The organism is Streptomyces viridochromogenes DSM 40736, from assembly GCF_000158955.1.
Lineage (GTDB): Bacteria > Actinomycetota > Actinomycetes > Streptomycetales > Streptomycetaceae > Streptomyces > Streptomyces venetus.
Genome location: NZ_GG657757.1, coordinates 6,458,066 through 6,478,958, shown reverse-complemented (window position 1 = coordinate 6,478,958; position 20,893 = coordinate 6,458,066). Strand labels below are relative to the sequence as shown.

Sequence of the window (20,893 nt, the reverse complement as noted above, 5' to 3'; positions counted from 1 at the left end):
GGCAATGTCTACAAGAGCGAGCTCTGCTTCCTGCTGGGCGTCACCCCCTGGCTCCCGGTGGGCGACCTGCCCGCCGAGCGCGCCGCCAAAGCTGCCCGAGCTGGCCAAGAGGCTGCTGGAGGCCAAACCGCGACCGCCCGATCCGCAGGACGACCGGCAGCCGCGGCCAGGACCTCTTCGTGTACGGCCGGGCTCCCCGCCCCTGCCTGCGCTGCCGCACCTCCGTCCGCGTCGCCGACCAGGGCGACGGCTCCCGCGAACGCCCCACGTACTGGTGCCCCACCTGCCAGCCGGGTCCCGCTCCGGCGGCAATCCGGCGCAGCCACCCCAATTGACGACCCGTCAGAAATGCTCGTACGGTCCGTACATGCCCGTCACGGCGTACGACCTCACCGGCCGGACCGCGTTCGTCACCGGCGCCGCGAGCGGCATCGGCCGCGCCTCGGCCCTCCTGCTCGCCGAGGCGGGGGCCACCGTGCACTGTGCGGACCGCGACACCGACGGCCTGCACGAGTCGGCCTCCCTCATCAAGGACCGGGGCGGCACCGCCCACACCCACCCCCTCGACGTCACCGACCGCTCCGGGCTGAGGCAGGCCATCACCTCCTGCGAACGTCTGGACGTCCTGGCCGCGATCGCCGGAATCATGCACAGCAGCCCGGTACTGGAGACCCGGGACGAGGACCTCGACCGGGTGCTGAACGTGAACTTCAAGGGAGTGCTGTACGCCTGCCAGGAGGCGACCCGCCTGATGATCGAGCTCGGCACCCGGGGCAGCATCGTCACGATGGCCTCGGGCGCCGTCGACACCGGCGGCCCCGGGCTGCTCTGCTACGGCGCGGCCAAGGCGGCGGTGGTCCAGCTGACGAAGACCCTCGCGACGGAGGTCGGCCGGTACGGCATCCGGGTCAACGCTGTCGCTCCGGGCTGGATCCGCACCCCGATGACCGACCGCCACGACGACGCGGCCCAGGCGCACACGGAGGGCGCGATGGCCCGGATGTCACCCCTCGGACGGGTCGGCGACCCCGACGACATCGCCCACGCCGTCCTCCACCTGGCATCCGACGCCTCGTCCTTCACGACCGGCCAGATCCTCCGCCCGAACGGGGGCGTGGCGATGCCGTGGTGAGGCCCACCTCTCCCTACCTGCCGGCAACCCCCGCATCACCCCCGGACTTCACCCCGCCGGGACACCACCCCGCGGGCTCCCGCTCCCCACACCCTCCGCCACCGCCCCGAACCAAGCACCCCACTCGCCTGGGCCTTCGGCACACAGTGCACCGGCAGCACGCTCAGCCCCCAGCCCCCGGCGGCGACGGCCGCCTCCAGCACCCCCGCCTCCGGTACGACCACCAGCCGCACCACGGCCCACCACCACAGCGCCCCCAATCCCAGCACCGCTCCGCGGACCCCCCAGCGCCCTATCCCCGTCACGGCCGCAACCTCCAGCCGGACGTCATTCGGCCACCGGGGCGCGCGGGCAGGGCGCACCACCGGCACACAGGCGCACCGCACACCCCGCCACACCGCGCCGCGACACCACGAGCGGCGAAACTCCCGGCCGGCCCGTCGCCGTCGTCCGCTGCCGCGCCCGCCAGGGTCACCCGTTCTCGGCCTGGAACATCCAGTGATGCTTCTCCAGGTCCGCCGTGATGCCGATGAAGATGTCCTGGCTCACCGGATCCGGCTCACCGGTGGCCTCGACCCGCTCCCGCATCCGCGCGATCACCGCGCCCAGCGCCTCGACGAGGGTCCCGACGGCGGTCGTGTCGTCGACCCACCCCTCGGGCGTCACGCCGATCCCACTGCCGACGGCCACGGTCGCGGCACGCCCGTCCGGCGGGATCCCGAGCGCCGCGGCACGCTCCGCCACGATGTCCGAATACTTCCGTGCCGTGTCGACGACCTCGTCGAGCTGGAGGTGCACGGAACGGAAGCGCGGCCCTACCACGTTCCAGTGGATCTGCTTCGCCACGAGGGCGAGATCCACCAGGTCCACAAGCGCGCCCTGCAACGCCTCCGACACGGTCTTGAGGTTCGCGTCGGACAACGGGCTCTTCACGACGTACATCCGCACACCTCCGTTGACTGCCCTGCCATCCCCTCAACGATGACCGCCGCACGCAACACCGGCAAACGCACAGAAAAGGGACAGTCGGGCGCCCGGAAGCCCTCGCCAAAGCGAAAACCCCGAACGGCACCCCTCCGGATCACCGGAGAGGCCCGGCCGGGGCCTCACACACCTTCTCAGCGCCTCGTCGGCGTCACGCGCGCACGCGGGAAACCCGCGCCCACGCGCAACACTCACGCGGCGACGACGTCCACCGCCTCGGCGGGCGCCTTGATGGTCACCCGTTCCGGTGGCACGCCGGTCACCGATACGGAACCCAGCATCGGTCGAACCGGCGTGGGTACAGGCTCGCTGGGGGTGGCCGCTGCAGACTGGGCCAGCTCGGCGAGGGCGAGCTCGTCGCTCACTTCCCGCATGAGCTCGGACATCCGTACGTCCAGCGCGTCGCAGATGGCGGAGAGCAGCTCGGAGGAAGCCTCCTTCTGCCCCCGCTCCACCTCGGAGAGATAGCCGAGTGAGACTCGGGCGGACGAGGAGACTTCGCGCAGAGTACGGCCCTGGCGCTGGCGCTGCCGACGCAGCACGTCACCCAGCAGGCGACGGAGCAGAATCATCGGTGGCTCCCTCCTCGGACCGCGTAGCCGCATCCATTACGCCCCACCGTACCGCCTTGCGCCGCGGCCGTGCGGGGAGCGATGTCGTGTTCACTCAGGGCTGCAAACATCAAAACCCCCCGTTCCGTTCCGTATCCTGTGCCCGCTCATTCCCAGTCTGTTCGCCCGCAAGCCCCTCCAGGAGCAGTGCGAGTACGCTCCGTACACTCTCTCTACGAATTTCCTCGCGGTCGCCGTTCAACCGCAGAGCCTTCACTTTTCCGCCGCCGGCAGAACCGGAATCGGTTCCGAACGGCCCTTCCACGGCCACGAAGACCGTCCCGACGGCCTGCCCGTCCTGCGGCTCCGGTCCCGCGACACCGGTGGTCGCGATGCCCCAGTCGGTGCCGAGCGCCTTGCGCACGCCGGCCGCCATCTGGGCCGCGACCTGCGGATCCACCGCTCCCTGTGCCGACAGCAGGGTGGCGTCGACACCGAGCAGTTCACGCTTCAGTTCGGTGGCGTAGGCGGTCACCGAGCCGCGGAAGACCTTGGACGCCCCGGGGACGGATGTGATCTCCGCGGCCACGAGGCCACCGGTCAGCGACTCCGCGACAGCGAGCGTCTCGCCCTTCACCGTGAGTAGTCGCACCACGTCAGTGGCCGTGGAACTCACGCTTCCTTCTCCTCCAACGCGGCCTTGCGCTCGGCGATTCCCTGCCTGCGCAGCACAATGGCCTGTTTCACATAGTCGAGTCCGGTCACCACCGTCAGAACGACCGCCGCGGCCATCACCCACCACCTCAGAGTGGCCAGCCACCCCGTCAGTGCCAGCACGTACATGCCTACGGCCACGCCCTGGGTGAGGGTCTTGAGCTTGCCTCCGCGGCTGGCCGGGATGACGCCGTACCGGATGACCAGAAAACGCAGCAGCGTGATCCCGAGTTCCCGCCCGAGGATGACGCCGGTCACCCACCACGGCAGATCCCCGAGCCCGGACAGACAGATCAGCGCCGCCCCCATGATCGCCTTGTCGGCGATGGGGTCGGCGATCTTCCCGAAGTCGGTGACCAGGTTGTAGGTGCGCGCCAGATGACCGTCGAAGAGGTCGGTGATCATGGCGATGGCGAAAGCCGCCCAGGCGAGGGACCGCCACGCCGGGTCGTATCCGCCGTCGGCGAGCATCAGCGCGACGAAGGCCGGCACGAGGAGCAGCCGGAGCATGGTCAGGAGGTTGGCGATGTTCCAGACGCTGGCCTGGTTGACGGCCGCGGCCGCCAGCTTCGCGCCGCGCGGGGGTTTCGCATCGCCCTGCTCGTCGAGAACGGCACTCCCCGAATCCTCGTCGGAGGCAGCCCCGCTCGCCTCCGCGCCTGCAGCGGCGGCCCCGGCGGGCCCACCTTGTCCCGCCCCGGACGGCGTCCCGTGCCCCGCGCCGGACGACTCCCCGTTGTCGGCCGACCGCGCGGCCGCACGGCCGACCGCCGCTCCGGGAACCGTCCCCGAGGCCGCAGCAGCCGGGGAAGCCGCACCGGCGGCGGCCCTCCTCGCGCCGGAGGGGCCTCCCGCCGCGGATGCCGGGACACCGGTCATCTGCCCGCCTCCTCACTCCACGCAGGCGACGCGAACGAGCTCTGCAGCGGCTCGGCCACCAGGTCGACACCCTCCGTACCGACCACCTTCGCCTCGACCATACGGCCGCTGCTCAGCCCCGCGCCGCTCGTGAGCAGCACCTGGCCGTCCGTCTCCGGCGCCTGGTGCGCGGCACGGCCGTACACGCCCTCCTCGTCGTCCACGGACTCGACGAGGACGTGCACCGTCTGACCGACACGCTCCTCGGCGCGCTGCGAGACGAGTTCCTCGGCCAGTCGTGAGACGCGGGCCAGCCGCTCGGCGACGACGTCCTCGTCGAGCTTGCCGTCGTAGGTCGCCGCCTCGGTGCCCTCCTCGTCGGAGTAGCCGAAGACACCGATCGCGTCCAGCCGGGCGCCGTTCAGGAACCGCTCCAGCTCGGCGAGGTCGGCCTCGCTCTCCCCGGGGAAGCCCACGATGAAGTTGGAGCGCACGCCGGCCTCGGGCGCCTTGTTCCGGATCGTGTCGAGCAGTTCCAGGAACCGGTCGGTGTCGCCGAAGCGCCGCATCGCGCGCAGCACGCCGGGCGCGGAGTGCTGGAAGGACAGGTCGAAGTAGGGAGCGACCTTCGGGGTGGAGGTCAGCACGTCGATGAGGCCGGGCCGCATCTCGGCGGGCTGGAGGTAGCTGACGCGCACCCGCTCGATGCCGTCGACCTCGGCGAGCTCGGGCAGCAGCGACTCCAGCAGACGGATGTCGCCCAGGTCCTTGCCGTAGGAGGTGTTGTTCTCGGAGACCAGCATGATCTCCTTCACGCCCTGCTCGGCCAGCCACCGCGTCTCGTTCAGCACATCGCTCGGGCGACGGGAGATGAAGGAACCGCGGAAGGACGGGATGGCGCAGAAGGAGCAGCGCCGGTCGCAGCCGGAGGCGAGCTTCACGGAGGCGACCGGGGAGCCGTCCAGTCGGCGGCGCAGGGGCGCGCGGGGGCCGGAGGCCGGAGCGAGGCCCTCCGGAAGGTCCGCGGGGGCGTGCCCGGGGAGCGCGACCGCGTCGGCGGAGTCCTGACGCTCGGCCGGGCTGATCGGCAGCAGCTTGCGCCGGTCGCGCGGGGTGTGCGCGGCGTGGATGCCACCGTTGAGGATGGTCTGGAGCCGGTCCGAGATGTTCGCGTAGTCGTCGAAACCGAGCACGCCGTCGGCCTCGGGGAGGGCCTCGGCGAGTTCCTTGCCGTACCGCTCGGCCATGCAGCCCACCGCCACCACGGCCTGGGTTCTGCCATGTCCCTTGAGGTCGTTGGCCTCCAGGAGGGCGTCGACGGAGTCCTTCTTGGCGGCCTCGACGAAACCACAGGTGTTGACGACGGCGACGTCCGCTTCCTCGGCGTCCTCCACGAGCCGCCAGCCGTCCGCCTCCAAACGGCCTGCGAGCTCCTCCGAGTCCACCTCGTTACGGGCGCAGCCAAGGGTGACGAGTGCGACGGTACGGCGTTCAGGCATGGGCTCAAGAGTACTTCGTCCCACCGACACCCCATGTCGACGGGGTTGGCCGGTCCCGGCCAACCCCGTGCGGCGGACACCCCTTCGGGCGAGTTACCCGGCCTCGGGGTCGCCCTTGGTGTACGTGAGGCGTTCCACGGAGCCCGGCTTGAAGTCGTCCTCGATCTTCTTGCCGTTGACGAAGAGGTCGATGGCGCCCGCGTCGCCGAGGACGAGGTGCACCTTCGAGCTGTCCTGGAAGGTCTTGGAGTCGCCCTGCTTGAGGACTCCGTCGAAGAGCAGCCGGCCGTTGTGGTCCTTGGCGGAGATCCAGCTGCGGCCGTCGGCGGCGGCCACCTGGACCGTCACCTTGTCCTGCGGCGCGGCCGCGATGGCGCTGTCGGACGGCTCGGGCTCGGGATCGGCGGGCTTCTTGGTCTTGGTGGTCGGTGAGGCGGAGCCTTTGGTGGTGGGCGTGGCGCCCTCGGCGACGCTGGCCTCGCCGCCGCCGTCGTCGCCGCCCTGGAACATGGTGAACCCGACGAAACCGATCACGGCGACGATCGCGGCGACCATGGCCGCCGTCCAGTTCGGCCCCCGCCGCTCCGGGCGGATACGTTCCGCCTCGAACAGGGGGGCTGCCGGGGTCGGTGCCGGGCGTCCGCCGTGCTCGTCGCCGTACTGCGCGAGCAGCGGCGCCGGGTCGAGGTGGACGGCCTTCGCCAGGGTCCTGATGTGCCCGCGTGCGTAGACGTCGCCACCACAGGCGGTGAAGTCGTCCGCCTCGATGGCATGCACGATGTTCATGCGGACCCGGGTGGCGCTACTGATGTCGTCGACGGTCAGCCCGGCAGCGATACGTGCCTGCTGCAGGACACGGCCGATGGAGGGGCGGGCTTCCTCGCGGGCTTCTTCGACGCGCTCGTCTTCGAACGGACGCTCGTCTTCAGGGGAGTTGCCGATGGACACGGGGGCGCCTTTCGAGCGTGTAGCCGCCTGTGCTGGAAGTTCAGTCTAGGGGGGTATCAAAAGGGTGGGGCAAGCGGGCGGTGGCACTTTGTAGGCCATCGGAATGGCCCGACATTCCGATGGTGGGGTCGCTCATTTTCGCTTCGCTCAACTTGACGTACACCGGCGGGAAACGGTTGCTCGACGAACCCTTACGGGTGAGTCACGGTTCGGACACCCGGTTGCAGTACACGCTCGGCGAGGCGACCGCCGTGTGTCCCGTTTCCCTACCCATCAGACTCCCCCCGGATCAGGGCGAGCACGCCATCCAGCTCATCAGGCTTCACAAGAACGTCACGTGCCTTGGAACCCTCACTGGGCCCGACGATGTTCCGGGACTCCATGAGGTCCATCAGCCGCCCGGCCTTGGCGAAGCCGACGCGCAGCTTGCGCTGGAGCATGGACGTCGAGCCGAACTGGGTGGAGACGACCAGTTCGGCCGCCTGGCACAGCAGGTCGAGGTCGTCGCCGATGTCCTCGTCGATCTCCTTCTTCTGCTTGGTGCCGACCGTGACGTCGTCCCGGAAGACGGGGGCCATCTGGTCCTTGCAGTGCCGGACGACGCCCGCGATCTCCTCCTCCGTCACGAAGGCGCCCTGCATACGCACCGGCTTGTTCGCGCCCATCGGCAGGAACAGCCCGTCACCCTTGCCGATCAGCTTCTCGGCGCCCGGCTGGTCGAGGATGACCCGGGAGTCGGCCAGCGACGAGGTGGCGAACGCCAGCCGCGACGGCACGTTCGCCTTGATCAGGCCGGTGACGACGTCGACCGAGGGTCGCTGAGTGGCCAGCACCAGGTGGATGCCGGCCGCTCGCGCGAGCTGGGTGATGCGCACGATCGCGTCCTCGACGTCCCGGGGCGCGACCATCATCAGGTCGGCGAGCTCGTCGACGATGACCAGCAGATACGGGTACGGCTGGAGCTCCCGCTCGCTGCCCTCGGGCGGCTTGGCCTTGCCCTCGCGCACGGCCCGGTTGAAGTCGTCGATGTGCCGGTAGCCGTAGGCCGCCAGGTCGTCGTAGCGCAGGTCCATCTCGCGCACGACCCACTGGAGCGCCTCGGCGGCCCGCTTGGGGTTGGTGATGATCGGCGTGATCAGGTGCGGGATGCCCTCGTAGGCGGTCAGCTCGACCCGCTTGGGGTCGACGAGGATCATCCGCACGTCCTCGGGGGTCGCCCGCATCATGATCGAGGTGATCAGGCAGTTGATGCAGGACGACTTGCCGGAGCCGGTGGCGCCGGCGACCAGCATGTGCGGCATCTTCGCCAGCGAGTGCATGACGTAGCCGCCCTCGACGTCCTTGCCGAAGGCGACGAGCATCGGGTCGTCGTCCTCCGCGGACTCCGCCAGACGCAGGACGTCACCGAGGTTGACCATCTCCCGGTCGGTGTTCGGGATCTCGATGCCGACGGCGGACTTGCCGGGGATCGGGCTGATGATCCGCACATCCGGGCTGGCGACGGCGTAGGCGATGTTCTTGGTCAGGGCGGTGATCCGCTCGACCTTCACGGCGGGGCCGAGCTCGACCTCGTAGCGCGTGACCGTCGGGCCGCGGGTGAAGCCGGTGACGCTCGCGTCCACCTTGAACTCGGTGAAGACGGTGGTCAGCGACTCGACGATGGCGTCGTTGGCGGCGCTGCGCGCCTTGCCCGGGCCGCCGCGCTCCAGCAGGTCGAGCGCCGGCAGGGAGTACGTGATGTCCCCGGACAGCTGGAGCTGCTCCGCGCGCGCGGGCAGGTCACGGGGCTCGGAGGGCGGCGACTTGGTGAGGTCGCGGACGCCCGGCCTCGGCTTCTCCTGCGCGGGCTTCTCCTGCTGGGCCTTCTCCTGCTTGGGCTTCTCCTGCTGGGGGCGGGCACCCGGGACGGGCGTCGGCGTGGTGGGTTCCTGGTCCCCGACCCGCACGCCCTGGGTGAGGTCGGCGACGATCGGCGAGGGCGGCATCCCGTGCAGGACGGCACCGTCGAGCGCGGCGGCGGCCGCCGCGGCGATGTCCACGGCGTCTCTGGGCCGGTCCATGTCGGGCTGCGGCACGGCGGAGCGCCGGGGCCGGCCGCGGCGCCGCGAGAGGGCCTCCTGCTCGGCGCTGTCGGGGTCGTACGCCTCGGGCGCCGGCGTGCGCCTGCCGCGCGGCCGGGCCGGCAGCGCCTCCCGCCACTGCTCGTCGTAGCGCTCGTCGTCCTCGCCGAACTCGTAGTCGGCCGGGTCGCGGACGATCCCGAGCCGCATACCGAGCAGGCGCAGCCGCTGCGGGATGGCGTTCACCGGGGTGGCCGTGACGACGAGCAGCCCGAAGATCGTCAGCAGCACGAGCAGCGGCACGGCGAGCACGTCACCCATGGCGTACGACAGCGGGGTCGCCACGGCCCAGCCGATGAGGCCACCGGCGTCCCTTATGGCCTGCATGCCGTCGCCTCGGGCCGGCGAGCCACAGGCGATGTGGACCTGGCCGAGCACGCCGATGACGAGCGCGGACAGGCCGATGACGATGCGTCCGTTGGCCTCGGGCTTCTCCGGGTGGCGGATGAAGCGCACGGCGACGACGGCGAGCAGTATCGGCACGAGCAGGTCGAGCCGGCCGAAGGCGCCGGTCACCAGGATCTCGACCAGGTCGCCCACGGGGCCCTTGAGGTCCGCCCAGGTGCCCGCGGCGACGATCAGCCCGATCCCGAGCAGCAGCAGGGCGACGCCGTCCTTGCGGTGCGCCGGGTCGAGGTTCTTGGCGCCCTGCCCTATGCCGCGGAAGACAGCGCCCACGGCGTGCGCGACGCCGAGCCAGACGGCGCGCACCAGCCGGTAGACGCCTCCGGTGGGGCTCGGTGCCGGTTTGGGCGCGACCTTCTTCGCCGCGGCCTTCTTGGCGGGCGCCTTCTTCGCTGGGGCCCTTTTCGCGGCGGCCTTCTTCGCCGGAGCCTTCGCTGAAGCGGCCGCCTTCTTCGCGGGCGACTTCTTGGCTGCGGAGGGACGTGAGGCCATGGGTGTGAGGTTACCGGGGGAGACGACGGGGGACACGTGTGCCTACCGCTTCACCCGTTCGTGTCGCTCCGGGAGAGGCAAGAAATTGACGCACACTCATGGGCGGGCAACCACGGCTGCCCGGGCGTCAGTTCTGCGAGGAGACCGACGAGGTGCTCCCGGTGCCCGGCTCGAGCGCGTCCAGCGCGCGCCGCAACCCCGTGAGCTTGCGCTCCAGATGAGCCGCCGTGGCCACCGCCGCGGCGTCCGTCGACTCGTCGTTGAGCTGCTTGGTCAGCGCCTCGGCCTGCTCCTCGACGGCCGCGAGCCGCGCCGAGAGCTCGGCGAGCAGCCCCGCCGACTCCTTGGACTCGCCGCCCGCGTCCTTGCCGTTGCCCTCCAACTGGAGCCGCAGCAGCGACGCCTGCTCACGCAGCTGGCAGTTCTTCATGTACAGCTCGACGAAGACGGACACCTTCGCGCGCAGCACCCACGGGTCGAACGGCTTGGAGATGTAGTCGACCGCGCCGGCCGCGTAACCCCGGAAGGTGTGGTGCGGCCCGTGGTTGATGGCCGTCAGGAAGATGATCGGGATGTCCCGGGTCCGCTCCCGGCGCTTGATGTGAGCCGCCGTCTCGAAGCCGTCCATTCCCGGCATCTGGACGTCCAGCAGGATGACCGCGAAGTCGTCCGTGAGCAGCGCTTTGAGCGCTTCCTCCCCGGACGATGCCCGCACCAGCGTCTGATCGAGCGCAGAGAGGATCGCCTCCAGCGCAAGCAGATTCTCCGGCCGGTCATCGACCAGGAGGATCTTGGCCTTCTGCACCATGGCCCGCCCTCCTCGCCCCGGCGTGGGGCCTCCCCTGTCCGCAGGACCTGAGGATGCACCGGTGGGTGCTGCCCCAGGGGACGACTCCCTTGCGCCGCCCGTCCTTGTGCCGGTCATCGTAGCCGCACCCTGCCTGTCGCCACACCCTGTCACCGCGATGTCACTGTGCACGTAGCAGAAACGCAGCAGGAGACCAGAAGGTTCCCCAGATCCCGTACTTCTACACGACTATGCGCACATCGAGTCCGCAACAGCGTGTGAACACCGAACCTTCCCGCCAACGTTGCGCAACGGTCCAACGTTCCCCTCACTCCCCTCGCATCCACTGGTCCATCACCGTGAGCAGGTGATCGGGGTCGACCGGTTTGGTGACGTAGTCGGAGGCGCCCGACTCGATCGCCTTCTCCCGGTCGCCCTTCATCGCCTTCGCGGTCAGCGCGATGATCGGCAGCCCGGCGAACTGGGGCATCCTGCGGATCGCCGTGGTCGTGGCGTACCCGTCCATCTCGGGCATCATGATGTCCATCAGGACGACCGCCACATCGTCGTGCTGCTCCAGCACCTCGATGCCCTCACGGCCGTTCTCGGCGTACAGCACCGACAGGCCGTGCTGCTCCAGGACGCTGGTCAGCGCGAAGACGTTGCGGATGTCGTCGTCGACGATCAGGACCTTCTGACCACCGAACCGGATACCGCGCTGCGGCCTCGGCGCCGTCTCATGCTCGGCCGGCGACCACTGCTCCGGCTGCGCCGGGCGCGGCGGCAGCTCCGGCATCCTGCGGCGCCGCCGGAACAGGGCCGCCGGACCGTTCTGCGTCTCGCGGTACGACGTCACCTCGGGCGGCGTCTCGACGTCGGACGCCTCGGACAGGTCCGGCGTCGATGCCACCAGGCCACCGGCCTCCAGGGCGGGCAGCTGCTGCTGGTAGCCCTGCGGCGGCAGTTCGCTGGGGTGCAGCGGCAGGTACAGCGTGAACGTCGAACCGCGGCCCGTCTCGCTCTGTGCGTAGATCTCACCGCCGAGCAGCTGGGCGATCTCCCGCGAGATCGACAGCCCGAGGCCCGTACCGCCGTACTTGCGGCTGGTCGTGCCGTCGGCCTGCTTGAACGCCTCGAAGATCACCCGCATCTTGCTGGAGGCGATGCCGATCCCGGTGTCGGTCACGGAGAACGCGATCAGCCCCGCGTCCGGATCGGTCAGCGACCCCGTCTCCAGCAGCTGCTCCCGGATCTTCTGGGGCACGTCGTCCCGCGCCGGCCTGATGACCAGCTCCACCGACCCCGAGTCGGTGAACTTCACCGCGTTCGACAGCAGGTTGCGCAGCACCTGCAGCAGCCGCTGCTCGTCGGTGTGCAGCGTGGCGGGCAGCTCCGGCGAGACCCGCACGGACAGGTCCAGGCCCTTCTCCGCGGTCAGCGGGCGGAACGTGGCCTCCACGTAGTCCACGAGCTGGACGAGCGCGATACGCGTCGGGGAGACGTCCATCTTGCCCGCCTCGACCTTCGACAGGTCGAGGATGTCGTTGATCAGCTGGAGCAGGTCGGACCCGGCACCGTGGATGGTCTCGGCGAACTCCACCTGCTTCGGGGAGAGGTTCCCCTCGGCGTTGTCCGCGAGCAGCTTGGCGAGGATCAGCAGCGAGTTGAGCGGCGTACGCAGCTCGTGCGACATGTTCGCCAGGAACTCGCTCTTGTACCGCATCGACACCGCGAGCTGCTCGGCGCGCTCCTCCAGGACCTGCCGCGCCTCCTCGATCTCGGTGTTCTTCACCTCGATGTCGCGGTTCTGCTGGGCCAGCAGTTCGGCCTTCTCCTCCAGTTCGGCGTTGGACGCCTGGAGGGCCTTCTGCCGCTGCTCCAACTCCGCCGAGCGCTCACGCAGTTGCTCGGTCAGCTCCTGCGACTGCGCCAGCAGCAGCTCGGTCTTGGTGTTGACGGAGATGGTGTTGACGCTGGTCGCGATCATCTCCGCGATCTGGTTGAGGAAGTCCCTCTGGATCTGTGTGAAGGGCGTGAAGGACGCCAGCTCGATGACGCCGAGCACGCTGCCCTCGAACAGCACCGGCAGCACGATCACCTGCGCGGGCGGTGCCTCACCGAGCCCCGAGGAGATCTTCAGATAGCCGCTCGGCGCGTTCTCCACCAGGATCGTGCGCTTCTCCTCCGCGGCCGTCCCGACCAGCGCCTCACCCGGCTGGAACGACGTCGGCATGGAGCCCATCGAGTAGCCGTAACTGCCGAGCATGCGCAGCTCGTACTGGTCCTCGTCCGCGGCGCTCATGTCCTCGCCGTCGACGAGCGGCATGGCGACGAAGAACGCGCCGTGCTGCGCGGACACCACGGGCGTCAGCTCGCTCATGATCAGCGAGGCCACGTCCTCCAGGTCGCGACGGCCCTGCATCAGCGCGGAAATACGGGCCAGGTTGCCCTTCAGCCAGTCCTGCTCCTTGTTGGCGATCGTGGTGTCGCGCAGGTTGGCGATCATCTTGTTGATGTAGTCCTGGAGCTCCTGGATCTCCCCGGACGCGTCCACGTCGATCTTCAGGTTCAGGTCGCCGCGGGTCACCGCGGTCGCCACGCGCGCGATGGCACGCACCTGCCGGGTCAGGTTCCCGGCCATCTCGTTCACGGACTCCGTCAGGTCCCGCCACGTCCCGTCGACGTCACGCACGCGCGCCTGGCCGCCGAGCTGCCCCTCCGTGCCCACCTCGCGGGCGACGCGGGTGACCTCCTCCGCGAAGGACGACAGCTGGTCGACCATCGTGTTGATGGTCGTCTTCAGCTCCAGGATCTCACCGCGCGCGTCGATGTCGATCTTCTTCGTCAGGTCACCCTTGGCGATGGCCGTGGTCACCATGGCGATGTTGCGCACCTGACCGGTCAGGTTGGACGCCATCTGGTTCACGGACTCGGTGAGGTCCTTCCACGTACCGGCCACACCCGGCACATGCGCCTGCCCGCCGAGGATGCCGTCCGTGCCCACCTCACGGGCCACCTTGGTGACCTGCTCGGCGAACGAACTCAGCGTCTTCACCATCGTGTTGATGGTGTCCGCGAGCTGCGCGACCTCACCGCGCGCCTCGATCGTGACCTGCCGCGTCAGGTCACCGTTGGCGACCGCCGCCGAGACCTGGGAGATGTTCCGCACCTGCGTGGTGAGGTTCTTGGCCATCAGGTTGACGTTGTCGCTCAGGTCCTTCCAGATGCCCGTGACACCCGGAACGTGCGCCTGGCCGCCCAGGATGCCCTCGGTACCCACCTCACGGGCCACCCGGGTCACCTGCTCGGCGAAGGAGGACAGCTGGTCCACCATCGTGTTCACGGTCGTGACGAGCTCGAGGATCTCGCCCTTGGCGTCGACGGTGATCTTCTTCGACAGATCGCCCCGGGCCACCGCGGTCGTGACCTCGGCGATGTTGCGCACCTGGATGGTCAGGTTGTTCGCCATGCCGTTCACGGACTGGGTGAGGTCCTTCCAGGTGCCGGAGACACCCTGCACCTCGGCCTGACCGCCCAGGATGCCCTCGGTACCCACCTCACGGGCCACTCGCGTGACCTCCTGGGCGAACGACGACAGCTGGTCCACCATCGTGTTCAGCGTGTTCTTGAGCTCCAGGATCTCGCCGCGCGCATCCACGGTGATCTTCTGGGACAGGTCACCCCGCGCCACCGCGGTCGCCACCTGCGCGATGTTCCGCACCTGCGCGGTGAGGTTCCCGGCCATGCCGTTCACGGAATCCGTCAGATCCCGCCACACACCGGCGACCCCGGGCACCTGAGCCTGACCGCCCAGCCGCCCGTCCGTACCCACCTCGCGCGCCACCCGGGTCACCTGGTCGGCGAACGCGGAGAGCTGGTCGACCATCGTGTTGATGGTGTTCTTCAGCTCCAGGATCTCGCCGCGCGCGTCGACGTCGATCTTCTGCGACAGATCGCCCCGGGCCACGGCCGTCGTCACCTGCGCGATGTTCCGCACCTGGGAGGTGAGGTTCCCGGCCATGGAGTTGACGGAGTCCGTGAGCTCCTTCCACGTGCCCGACACACCGTCCACCTGGGCCTGACCACCAAGGCGGCCCTCCGTGCCCACGTCCCGGGCCATCCGGGTCACCTGGTCGGCGAAGGACGACAGCTGGTCCACCATCGTGTTCACGGTGTTCTTCAGCTTGAGCATCTCGCCGGAGACGTCGACCGTGACCTTCTGCGACAGATCACCGTTGGCCACCGCCGTCGTCACCTGTGCGATGTTCCTCACCTGCCCGGTGAGGTTCCGGAACGCCGTGTTGACGGAGTCCGTCAGGTCCTTCCACGTCCCCGCCGCACCCGGCACCTGCGCCTGACCGCCCAGCTCACCCTCGACACCGACCTCACGCGCCACACGCGTGACCTCGGCACCGAACGCGGACAGCTGGTCCACCATCCCGTTGACGGTGTTCTTCAGCTCCAGCATCTCGCCGGCCACGTCGACCGTGACCTTCTGCGACAGATCACCGTTGGCCACCGCCGTCGTCACGGCGGCGATGTCCCGCACCTGTGTGGTGAGGTTCCGGAAGACGGTGTTGACGGAGTCCGTCAGGTCCTTCCACGTCCCCGCCGCGCCCGGCACGTTCGCCTGTCCGCCGAGCCGCCCCTCGGCGCCCACCTCGTTGGCCACGCGCGTGACCTCGTCGGCGAAGATCCGCAGCGTCTCGGTCATCTGGTTGATCGTCTCGGCGAGCTGCGCGACCTCACCGCGCGCCTGCACCGTCACCTTGCGCGACAGGTCACCGTTGGCGACCGCCGTCGTCACCTCGGCGATTCCACGCACCTGAGCCGTGAGGTTCCCGGCCATGGTGTTCACCGAATCGGTGAGTTCCTTCCACACACCCGCGACCCCGGGCACCTGGGCCTGACCGCCCAGCGCGCCGTCGGTACCCACCTCACGGGCCACCCGGGTCACCTCGGAGGAGAACGCGGACAGCTGGTCCACCATCGTGTTGACGGTGTTCTTCAGCTCCAGCATCTCGCCGGCCACCTGGACCGTGACCTTGCGCGACAGGTCACCCTTGGCCACGGCCGTCGTCACCAGCGCGATGTCCCGCACCTGAGCGGTGAGCCGGTACGCCATCGTGTTGACGGAGTCCGTCAGGTCCCGCCAGGAACCCGACATGCCACGCACGCGTGCCTGCCCGCCCAGCTTGCCCTCGGTGCCCACCTCACTGGCCACACGCGTGACCTCGTCGGTGAACGTCGACAGCTGGTCGACCAGGTTGTTGACGGTCCGCCCGACCTTCAGGAACTCGCCGCGCAACGGCTGCCCGTTCCCGTCCTGCACCTGCGTCCGCAACTCCATACGCGGCGACAGATCACCCTCGGCCACCGCGGACAGCACCCGGCTGACCTCGGAAACCGGCCGGACCAGGTCGTCCACCAGCGCATTCGAGTTGTCGATCGCGGTCGCCCAGGAGCCCTCGCAGGCACCCGTCTCCAGCCGCTCCGTCAGCTTGCCCTCGCGGCCCACCATCCGCCGTACCCGCGACAGCTCACCCGTCAGGTGCAGATTGCGGTCGGCCACCTCGTTGAAGACGGCCGCGATCTCGGCCATCACGCCGTCCCCGGACACCGTGAGCCGCTTGCGGAAATTCCCGTCCCGCATGGACACCAGGGCCGCCATCAGCCGGTTCAGGGCCGCCGTGTCCACCTCGGTGGTGCCGTTGCGCGCCTTGCCCGGGTGGCTCGGGTGGCTCGGGGACTGTCCGCCCTTCGCGCGCGCCTTCTTCCCACGCGTCGCTGCGCCAGACTCCACTGTGTCCCTCCCGCAGGGATCGACCGTCACTGCTGTGCTCGGGTACCACGCTCGGCGTACCGGTTACTACTGCGTATTCTCCGCCCTGCATACCAGGCCGTGCCCAGGGGGCTGCTGCCCGCCCTACGCAGAAGACACTCAGCCTGCCCGGACCTTCACAAGAAGCTTGCCCAGTGTTTCACCCTGGCCGAACCAGGCCATAACAGTTCGGCAGCTTCGCACATCGTCCGCACACCCTCCGGACGGAAACACTGCAGACCGGCATCCGCACGGACCGCGAAGGTAAGTAACCTTGCATCCGGCTGTCCAGCCACGCCGGTGTCCGTCCGGCCTGGGCGGTGGCACGAAGACGAGCGGGCATCGGAGGGGCGGCCGCACACATGACCACCGGACTGATCCCTGGGGGACAGCCCCCGGAACCCCGGCCGACGGGCGACCTGCCGCACCAGCGGCTCGAGCCGGTCGGCCACGCAGCCCAGCACGTCGAGAACCGGTCGAGGAGTTCTGTGATCACCGCGCGCGCGGCCGCCAGCTTCGAGCCCGTCGGACGATCTGTCGCGAGCGCCCGCTCGTTCGTCCGCGACACCCTCCAGGGCTGGGGCTTCGCCGACATCGTCGACGACGCCGTCGTTCTCACCAGCGAACTGGTGACCAACGCCGTGGTCCACGCCGGCACCTCCGCCGACCTGCTCTGCCTGCGCAGCGACGAGGGCGTGCGCATTGAGGTGGCCGACCGCTATCCCGAACGTGAGATCCCGCTCCAGGGCACGGCCGTCAACATGGGCAGCCCCGACCGCGAGGGCGGCCGCGGCCTCCAGCTGTGCGCGGCGCTGGCCGGCCGCTGGGGCGTCGAGTACACCCCCACCCACAAGACGGTCTGGTTCCGGCTCGACCTCCCCGCCCGCGTCGTGGGCACCCGCGCGGCCGGCCCGGCTCTCCCCGCCGACCTCCTCCCCCTCGCCGACGGCCGGGTCCGCGTGGCCGTGGTCCAGATCGACCGCACCGGCCACGTCACCGCCTGGAGCGAGGACGCCGAGGAACTCTTCGGCTACCCGGCCGAGCAGGTCACCGGCAAGCCCCTGACCGACCTCGCGGCCTGGCCCCACACCCCCGGCACCAGCACCGGCATCGCGGAGGCCCTCCAACTCTCCCGCTGGGAAGGCAGTTACGGCATCCGCGCCTCCAACGGCCGCGTCACCCCCGTCTACGCCTCCCACCTGCGCGTCCGCGACACCGGTGGCGAGCCGTCAACCGTGTGCCTCCTGGTACGTGACCACGAACGGGCCGTTCTCCAGACGCCCCTGCGCGTCCCGGCCGACAGCGCCACCACCTCCGAGGGCCAGAGCACCGACCCCTTCGAGGTGTTCATCGGCTCCCCCGCCCCGGACGACCTCGACGGCCTCCTCCAGCGCACGGTCGAACGCGCACGCGACATGCTCGACGGCGACTCGGCGTTCCTCCTGCTCGCCACCGACGACGAGACGGAACTGGAGGTCCGCGCCTCCACCGGCCTCCCTTCGGCCCGCCAGCGCTTCGCCCGCGTCCCCGTCGAGGCGGGCCCCGGCCGCTACGGCTCGGCCCGCATGCCTGCCGTCCACGACGACCTGACCGCGGTCCCCGGTGCGGTGCCACTGCTGAACGGCACCGGCATGCGCTCCGTCGTCACCGTCCCGCTGAAGGTGGAGGGCCGCCTCACCGGCTCCCTCGGCGTCGCCGCCGAAGCCCCCGCCAGATACTCCAACGAGGAGGCACTGCGCCTCCAGTTCGCCGCCGACCGCATCGCCCTCGCCGTCGAATCGGCCCGTCTGGGTGAACTGGAACGCCTGCGCCGCGGCTCCCTCAGCTTCCTGGTCGAGGCGTCCGACCTGCTGGCCGGCACCCTGGACCGCGACCAGACCCTGGCCCTCATGGCCCAGATGACGGTCCCCACCCTCGCCACCTGGTGCGCCGTCTACACGATCGCCGACCAGGCCTCCGAGCCGTACCTCTCGTACGTGCTGCACGAGGACGAGGAACTCATCGACGGCATCAAGTCCCTGCTGTCGAAGGTGCCTCCGCCCGACCCGGTCCCCACGCCCGGCGCCCGCGTCTGGACGGCTCCCGGCGAGGTCGCCCACCAGGCGGCTCTGCGCAGCTCCATGCGCAGCCTCGGCCTCAGTGGCGGCCCGACCCACCAGGTCACCCCGGGCATCGGCCCGACCCTCGCCACGGCCTCCGCCGTCGGAGGCGAGACGGTCGTCCTGCCCCTGGTCGCCCGCAACCGCGTCATCGGCATGCTGACGCTCGGCAAGCCGACCGACGAGCACTTCCGCCAGGAGATCCTGGAGCTCGCCGAGGACCTGTCCCGCCGAGCCGCCCTGGCCCTGGACAACGCCCGCCTCTACTCCGAGCGCACCGCCATCAGCCAGTCCCTCCAGCGCAGCCTCCTCCCGCCGGAACTTCCCACGATCGAGGGGAGTCGAGGTCGAGGTCATCTACCGCGCGGCCGGCGAGGGCAACGAGGTCGGAGGCGACTTCTACGACGTCTTCCCCATCAGCGAGGGCTCCTACGGCTTCGCCATCGGCGACGTCTGCGGTACGGGCCCGAACGCGGCGGCGGTCACGGGCCTGGCCCGGCACGCCCTGCGCCTCCTGGCCCGCGAGGGTCTCAGCGGCCCGGCGGTCCTGGAACGCCTCAACTCCGCCATCCTCGACGAGGGCGCCCGCAGTCGCTTCCTCACGCTCCTTTACGGCGAGATGCGCCCGCAGGAGGACGGCAGTGCGGAGCTGAAGGTGGTCTGCGCCGGCCACCCGCTCCCGCTGCGCCTGCGCCAGGACGGCTCGGTCGAACCGGCGGCCGAGCCCCAGCCGCTGCTCGGCGTCATCGAGGACCTGGAGCTGTACGAGCAGACGGTCACCCTCGATCCGGGCGATGTCCTCCTGTGCGTCACGGACGGTGTCACCGAACGCCGTGAAGGCGCCCGCATGCTGGGCGACGACGGCCTGGCCGATGTCCTCACGACGTGCACGGGCCTCACGGCCGGCGCGGTCGCGGCCCGCATCATGCGCGCGGTGGAACGCTTCGCATCGGACGCCCCGTCCGACGACATGGCGATCCTGGCGATGCGCGTCCCGGGCCTCCACAAGGACTAGGACATGCAAAAGGCCCCACCCGTGAGGGTGGGGCCTTTTTTCCGGAGCCCCCAAGCGGAATCGAACCGCTGACCTTCTCCTTACCATGGAGACGCTCTACCGACTGAGCTATAGGGGCCTGTCGCTTTGGGGTTTTCCCCGCGGCAACGGAATAGATCATACCCCGAACAGACCCGTGCCCCCAACCACGTCAGAAGGCCGGCTGCAGCAGCCCTCCGAGGGCATTGCAGGCGGACACGATCCGCTGCATGTCCCGCTTCGTCAGCGTCGCGTCCACGGGGAGCGCGAGCGTCTCGTCAGCAGCCCGCTCCGTCTCCGGGAGGGACACACAGCGCCGGAATTCGGGCAGGCGGTGCACCGGCGTCTTCACCGGCACGCGGCACTCGACTCCCTTGGCCCGCACGGCCCGTGCGAAGGCGTCACGGTCCGGCCGTCCGTTGCCCGGTACCCGCACGACGTACTGCTGGTAGGTGTGCCCGTCACCGTCGTCCGGCGTTCGCACACCCCTCAACTTCGCATGGAGATAGGCCGCCCGCTCCCTGCGCTGGGCGATCTCGTCGTACGGCGCCTCGGACTCTCCCTGCTCCAGGACGAGCAGTCCTTGTCGCGCTCCCAGCGTGTGCATCCGCCCGAGGTCGGCGAGTCGCCCGAAGCGGTGGACGACAACCACCGCGGCGGTCCGCGGAGTTACGGCCGCTTCCACAGCGGCCGCGTCGAGGCAGTAGGTGACAGGATCTATGTCGGCGAACACCGGCATCGCCCCGGCCATGGCAACGGCCTCGGCGACCTCGACGTTCCCGAAGGCCGGCACGACGACCTCGTCACCGAGTCCGACACCGGCGGCCCTGAGCATCGCAGCAGTACCCATGCTGTGGATGCTGATCGCACAATGTGAACTTCAAGTGACGCGCAACAAAAAAGGGTTGGACCCGTAACCGAAGTTACGGGTCCAACCCATTCAATATTTGTTCGGCGGCGTCCTACTCTCCCACAGGGTCCCCCCTGCAGTACCATCGGCGCTGTAAGGCTTAGCTTCCGGGTTCGGAATGTAACCGGGCGTTTCCCCTACGCTATAACCACCGAAACACTATGAAACTGTTCAGCCGCACCACGCGTGGCAGCGTGGGGCCGTTCGTGGTTTCAGAACCAACACAGTGGACGCGAGCAACTGAGGACAAGCCCTCGGCCTATTAGTACCGGTCAACTCCACACGTTACCGTGCTTCCATATCCGGCCTATCAACCCAGTCGTCTACTGGGAGCCTTACCCTCTCAAGGAGGTGGGAATACTCATCTCGAAGCAGGCTTCCCGCTTAGATGCTTTCAGCGGTTATCCCTCCCGAACGTAGCCAACCAGCCATGCCCTTGGCAGAACAACTGGCACACCAGAGGTTCGTCCGTCCCGGTCCTCTCGTACTAGGGACAGCCCTTCTCAATATTCCTACGCGCACAGCGGATAGGGACCGAAC

Annotated in this window: 12 protein-coding genes, 1 tRNA gene, 1 rRNA gene and 2 pseudogenes; 3 read left to right on the top strand and 13 right to left on the bottom strand. The window is 69.5% G+C overall.

Annotation, left to right across the window (positions count from 1 at the left end; translation table 11 throughout):
* A pseudogene (locus tag SSQG_RS28625) lies at positions 1 to 335 on the top strand (DNA glycosylase); the annotation flags it as partial.
* Between the two features lie 32 nt (positions 336 to 367).
* Positions 368 to 1,132, top strand: coding sequence for an SDR family NAD(P)-dependent oxidoreductase (locus SSQG_RS28620; RefSeq protein ID WP_039933799.1), 765 nt, complete (start codon positions 368 to 370; stop codon positions 1,130 to 1,132).
* Between the two features lie 35 nt (positions 1,133 to 1,167).
* Here the strand turns inward: SSQG_RS28620 and SSQG_RS28615 are convergent, their stop codons facing one another.
* The 10 genes from SSQG_RS28615 to SSQG_RS28570 all read right to left on the bottom strand — a co-directional run bounded on the left by SSQG_RS28615 (position 1,168) and on the right by SSQG_RS28570 (position 16,293).
* The gene (locus SSQG_RS28615) at positions 1,168 to 1,437 is read right to left on the bottom strand and encodes a hypothetical protein (RefSeq protein WP_078506937.1); all 270 of its coding nucleotides are present in this window, start codon (positions 1,435 to 1,437) and stop codon (positions 1,168 to 1,170) included.
* A gap of 166 nt (positions 1,438 to 1,603) precedes the next feature.
* Positions 1,604 to 2,074 (bottom strand): Dps family protein, encoded by a 471-nt coding sequence (locus tag SSQG_RS28610; RefSeq protein ID WP_003993397.1) that lies wholly within the window; start codon positions 2,072 to 2,074, stop codon positions 1,604 to 1,606.
* A gap of 233 nt (positions 2,075 to 2,307) precedes the next feature.
* Positions 2,308 to 2,688: a helix-turn-helix domain-containing protein gene (locus tag SSQG_RS28605; RefSeq protein WP_003993396.1), complete on the bottom strand. Its 381-nt coding sequence runs from the start codon at positions 2,686 to 2,688 to the stop codon at positions 2,308 to 2,310.
* A gap of 109 nt (positions 2,689 to 2,797) precedes the next feature.
* Positions 2,798 to 3,343, bottom strand: a complete 546-nt coding sequence (locus SSQG_RS28600; protein ID WP_003993394.1) for a CinA family protein — start codon at positions 3,341 to 3,343, stop codon at positions 2,798 to 2,800.
* Positions 3,340 to 4,260: a CDP-diacylglycerol--glycerol-3-phosphate 3-phosphatidyltransferase gene (gene pgsA / locus SSQG_RS28595; protein ID WP_003993393.1), complete on the bottom strand. Its 921-nt coding sequence runs from the start codon at positions 4,258 to 4,260 to the stop codon at positions 3,340 to 3,342. Before pgsA ends, SSQG_RS28600 begins: the two co-directional genes overlap by 4 nt.
* Positions 4,257 to 5,738 (bottom strand): 30S ribosomal protein S12 methylthiotransferase RimO, encoded by a 1,482-nt coding sequence (gene rimO, locus SSQG_RS28590; protein WP_003993392.1) that lies wholly within the window; start codon positions 5,736 to 5,738, stop codon positions 4,257 to 4,259. The genes pgsA and rimO overlap by 4 nt, the downstream gene beginning before the upstream one ends.
* 93 nt (positions 5,739 to 5,831) lie before the next feature.
* Positions 5,832 to 6,686 (bottom strand): helix-turn-helix domain-containing protein, encoded by an 855-nt coding sequence (locus SSQG_RS28585; protein WP_003993391.1) that lies wholly within the window; start codon positions 6,684 to 6,686, stop codon positions 5,832 to 5,834.
* A 266-nt stretch (positions 6,687 to 6,952) separates the two neighbouring features.
* Positions 6,953 to 9,703 carry a DNA translocase FtsK gene (locus SSQG_RS28580; RefSeq protein ID WP_003993390.1) on the bottom strand — a complete coding sequence of 917 codons (2,751 nt, stop codon included), beginning with the start codon at positions 9,701 to 9,703 and terminating at the stop codon, positions 6,953 to 6,955.
* A gap of 127 nt (positions 9,704 to 9,830) precedes the next feature.
* Positions 9,831 to 10,511: a response regulator gene (locus SSQG_RS28575; RefSeq protein ID WP_003993389.1), complete on the bottom strand. Its 681-nt coding sequence runs from the start codon at positions 10,509 to 10,511 to the stop codon at positions 9,831 to 9,833.
* A gap of 307 nt (positions 10,512 to 10,818) precedes the next feature.
* Positions 10,819 to 16,293: a HAMP domain-containing protein gene (locus SSQG_RS28570; RefSeq protein WP_003993387.1), complete on the bottom strand. Its 5,475-nt coding sequence runs from the start codon at positions 16,291 to 16,293 to the stop codon at positions 10,819 to 10,821.
* A gap of 380 nt (positions 16,294 to 16,673) precedes the next feature.
* Between SSQG_RS28570 and SSQG_RS28565 the strand changes: the two are divergent.
* Positions 16,674 to 19,425: pseudogene (locus tag SSQG_RS28565) on the top strand (SpoIIE family protein phosphatase).
* A 45-nt stretch (positions 19,426 to 19,470) separates the two neighbouring features.
* On the opposite strand, the gene SSQG_RS28560 reads toward SSQG_RS28565, so the two are convergent.
* From SSQG_RS28560 to rrf, 3 genes are all read right to left on the bottom strand, one after another.
* A tRNA-Thr gene (locus SSQG_RS28560) sits at positions 19,471 to 19,543 on the bottom strand.
* Positions 19,544 to 19,615: 72 nt separating this feature from the next.
* Positions 19,616 to 20,278 (bottom strand): DegT/DnrJ/EryC1/StrS family aminotransferase, encoded by a 663-nt coding sequence (locus tag SSQG_RS28555; RefSeq protein ID WP_039933797.1) that lies wholly within the window; start codon positions 20,276 to 20,278, stop codon positions 19,616 to 19,618.
* Positions 20,279 to 20,392: 114 nt separating this feature from the next.
* A 5S ribosomal RNA gene (gene rrf / locus SSQG_RS28550) occupies positions 20,393 to 20,509 on the bottom strand.
* Positions 20,510 to 20,893 lie beyond the last annotated feature (384 nt).

Coding starts and splice junctions, on each gene's coding strand:
- SSQG_RS28620 (WP_039933799.1), top strand. CDS start 368: ATGCCCGTCACGGCGTACGACCTCACCGGCCGGACCGCGTTCGTCACC.
- SSQG_RS28610 (WP_003993397.1), bottom strand. CDS start 2,074: ATGTACGTCGTGAAGAGCCCGTTGTCCGACGCGAACCTCAAGACCGTG.
- SSQG_RS28605 (WP_003993396.1), bottom strand. CDS start 2,688: ATGATTCTGCTCCGTCGCCTGCTGGGTGACGTGCTGCGTCGGCAGCGC.
- pgsA (WP_003993393.1), bottom strand. CDS start 4,260: ATGACCGGTGTCCCGGCATCCGCGGCGGGAGGCCCCTCCGGCGCGAGG.
- rimO (WP_003993392.1), bottom strand. CDS start 5,738: ATGCCTGAACGCCGTACCGTCGCACTCGTCACCCTTGGCTGCGCCCGT.
- SSQG_RS28580 (WP_003993390.1), bottom strand. CDS start 9,703: ATGGCCTCACGTCCCTCCGCAGCCAAGAAGTCGCCCGCGAAGAAGGCG.
- SSQG_RS28575 (WP_003993389.1), bottom strand. CDS start 10,511: ATGGTGCAGAAGGCCAAGATCCTCCTGGTCGATGACCGGCCGGAGAAT.
- SSQG_RS28555 (WP_039933797.1), bottom strand. CDS start 20,278: ATGCTCAGGGCCGCCGGTGTCGGACTCGGTGACGAGGTCGTCGTGCCG.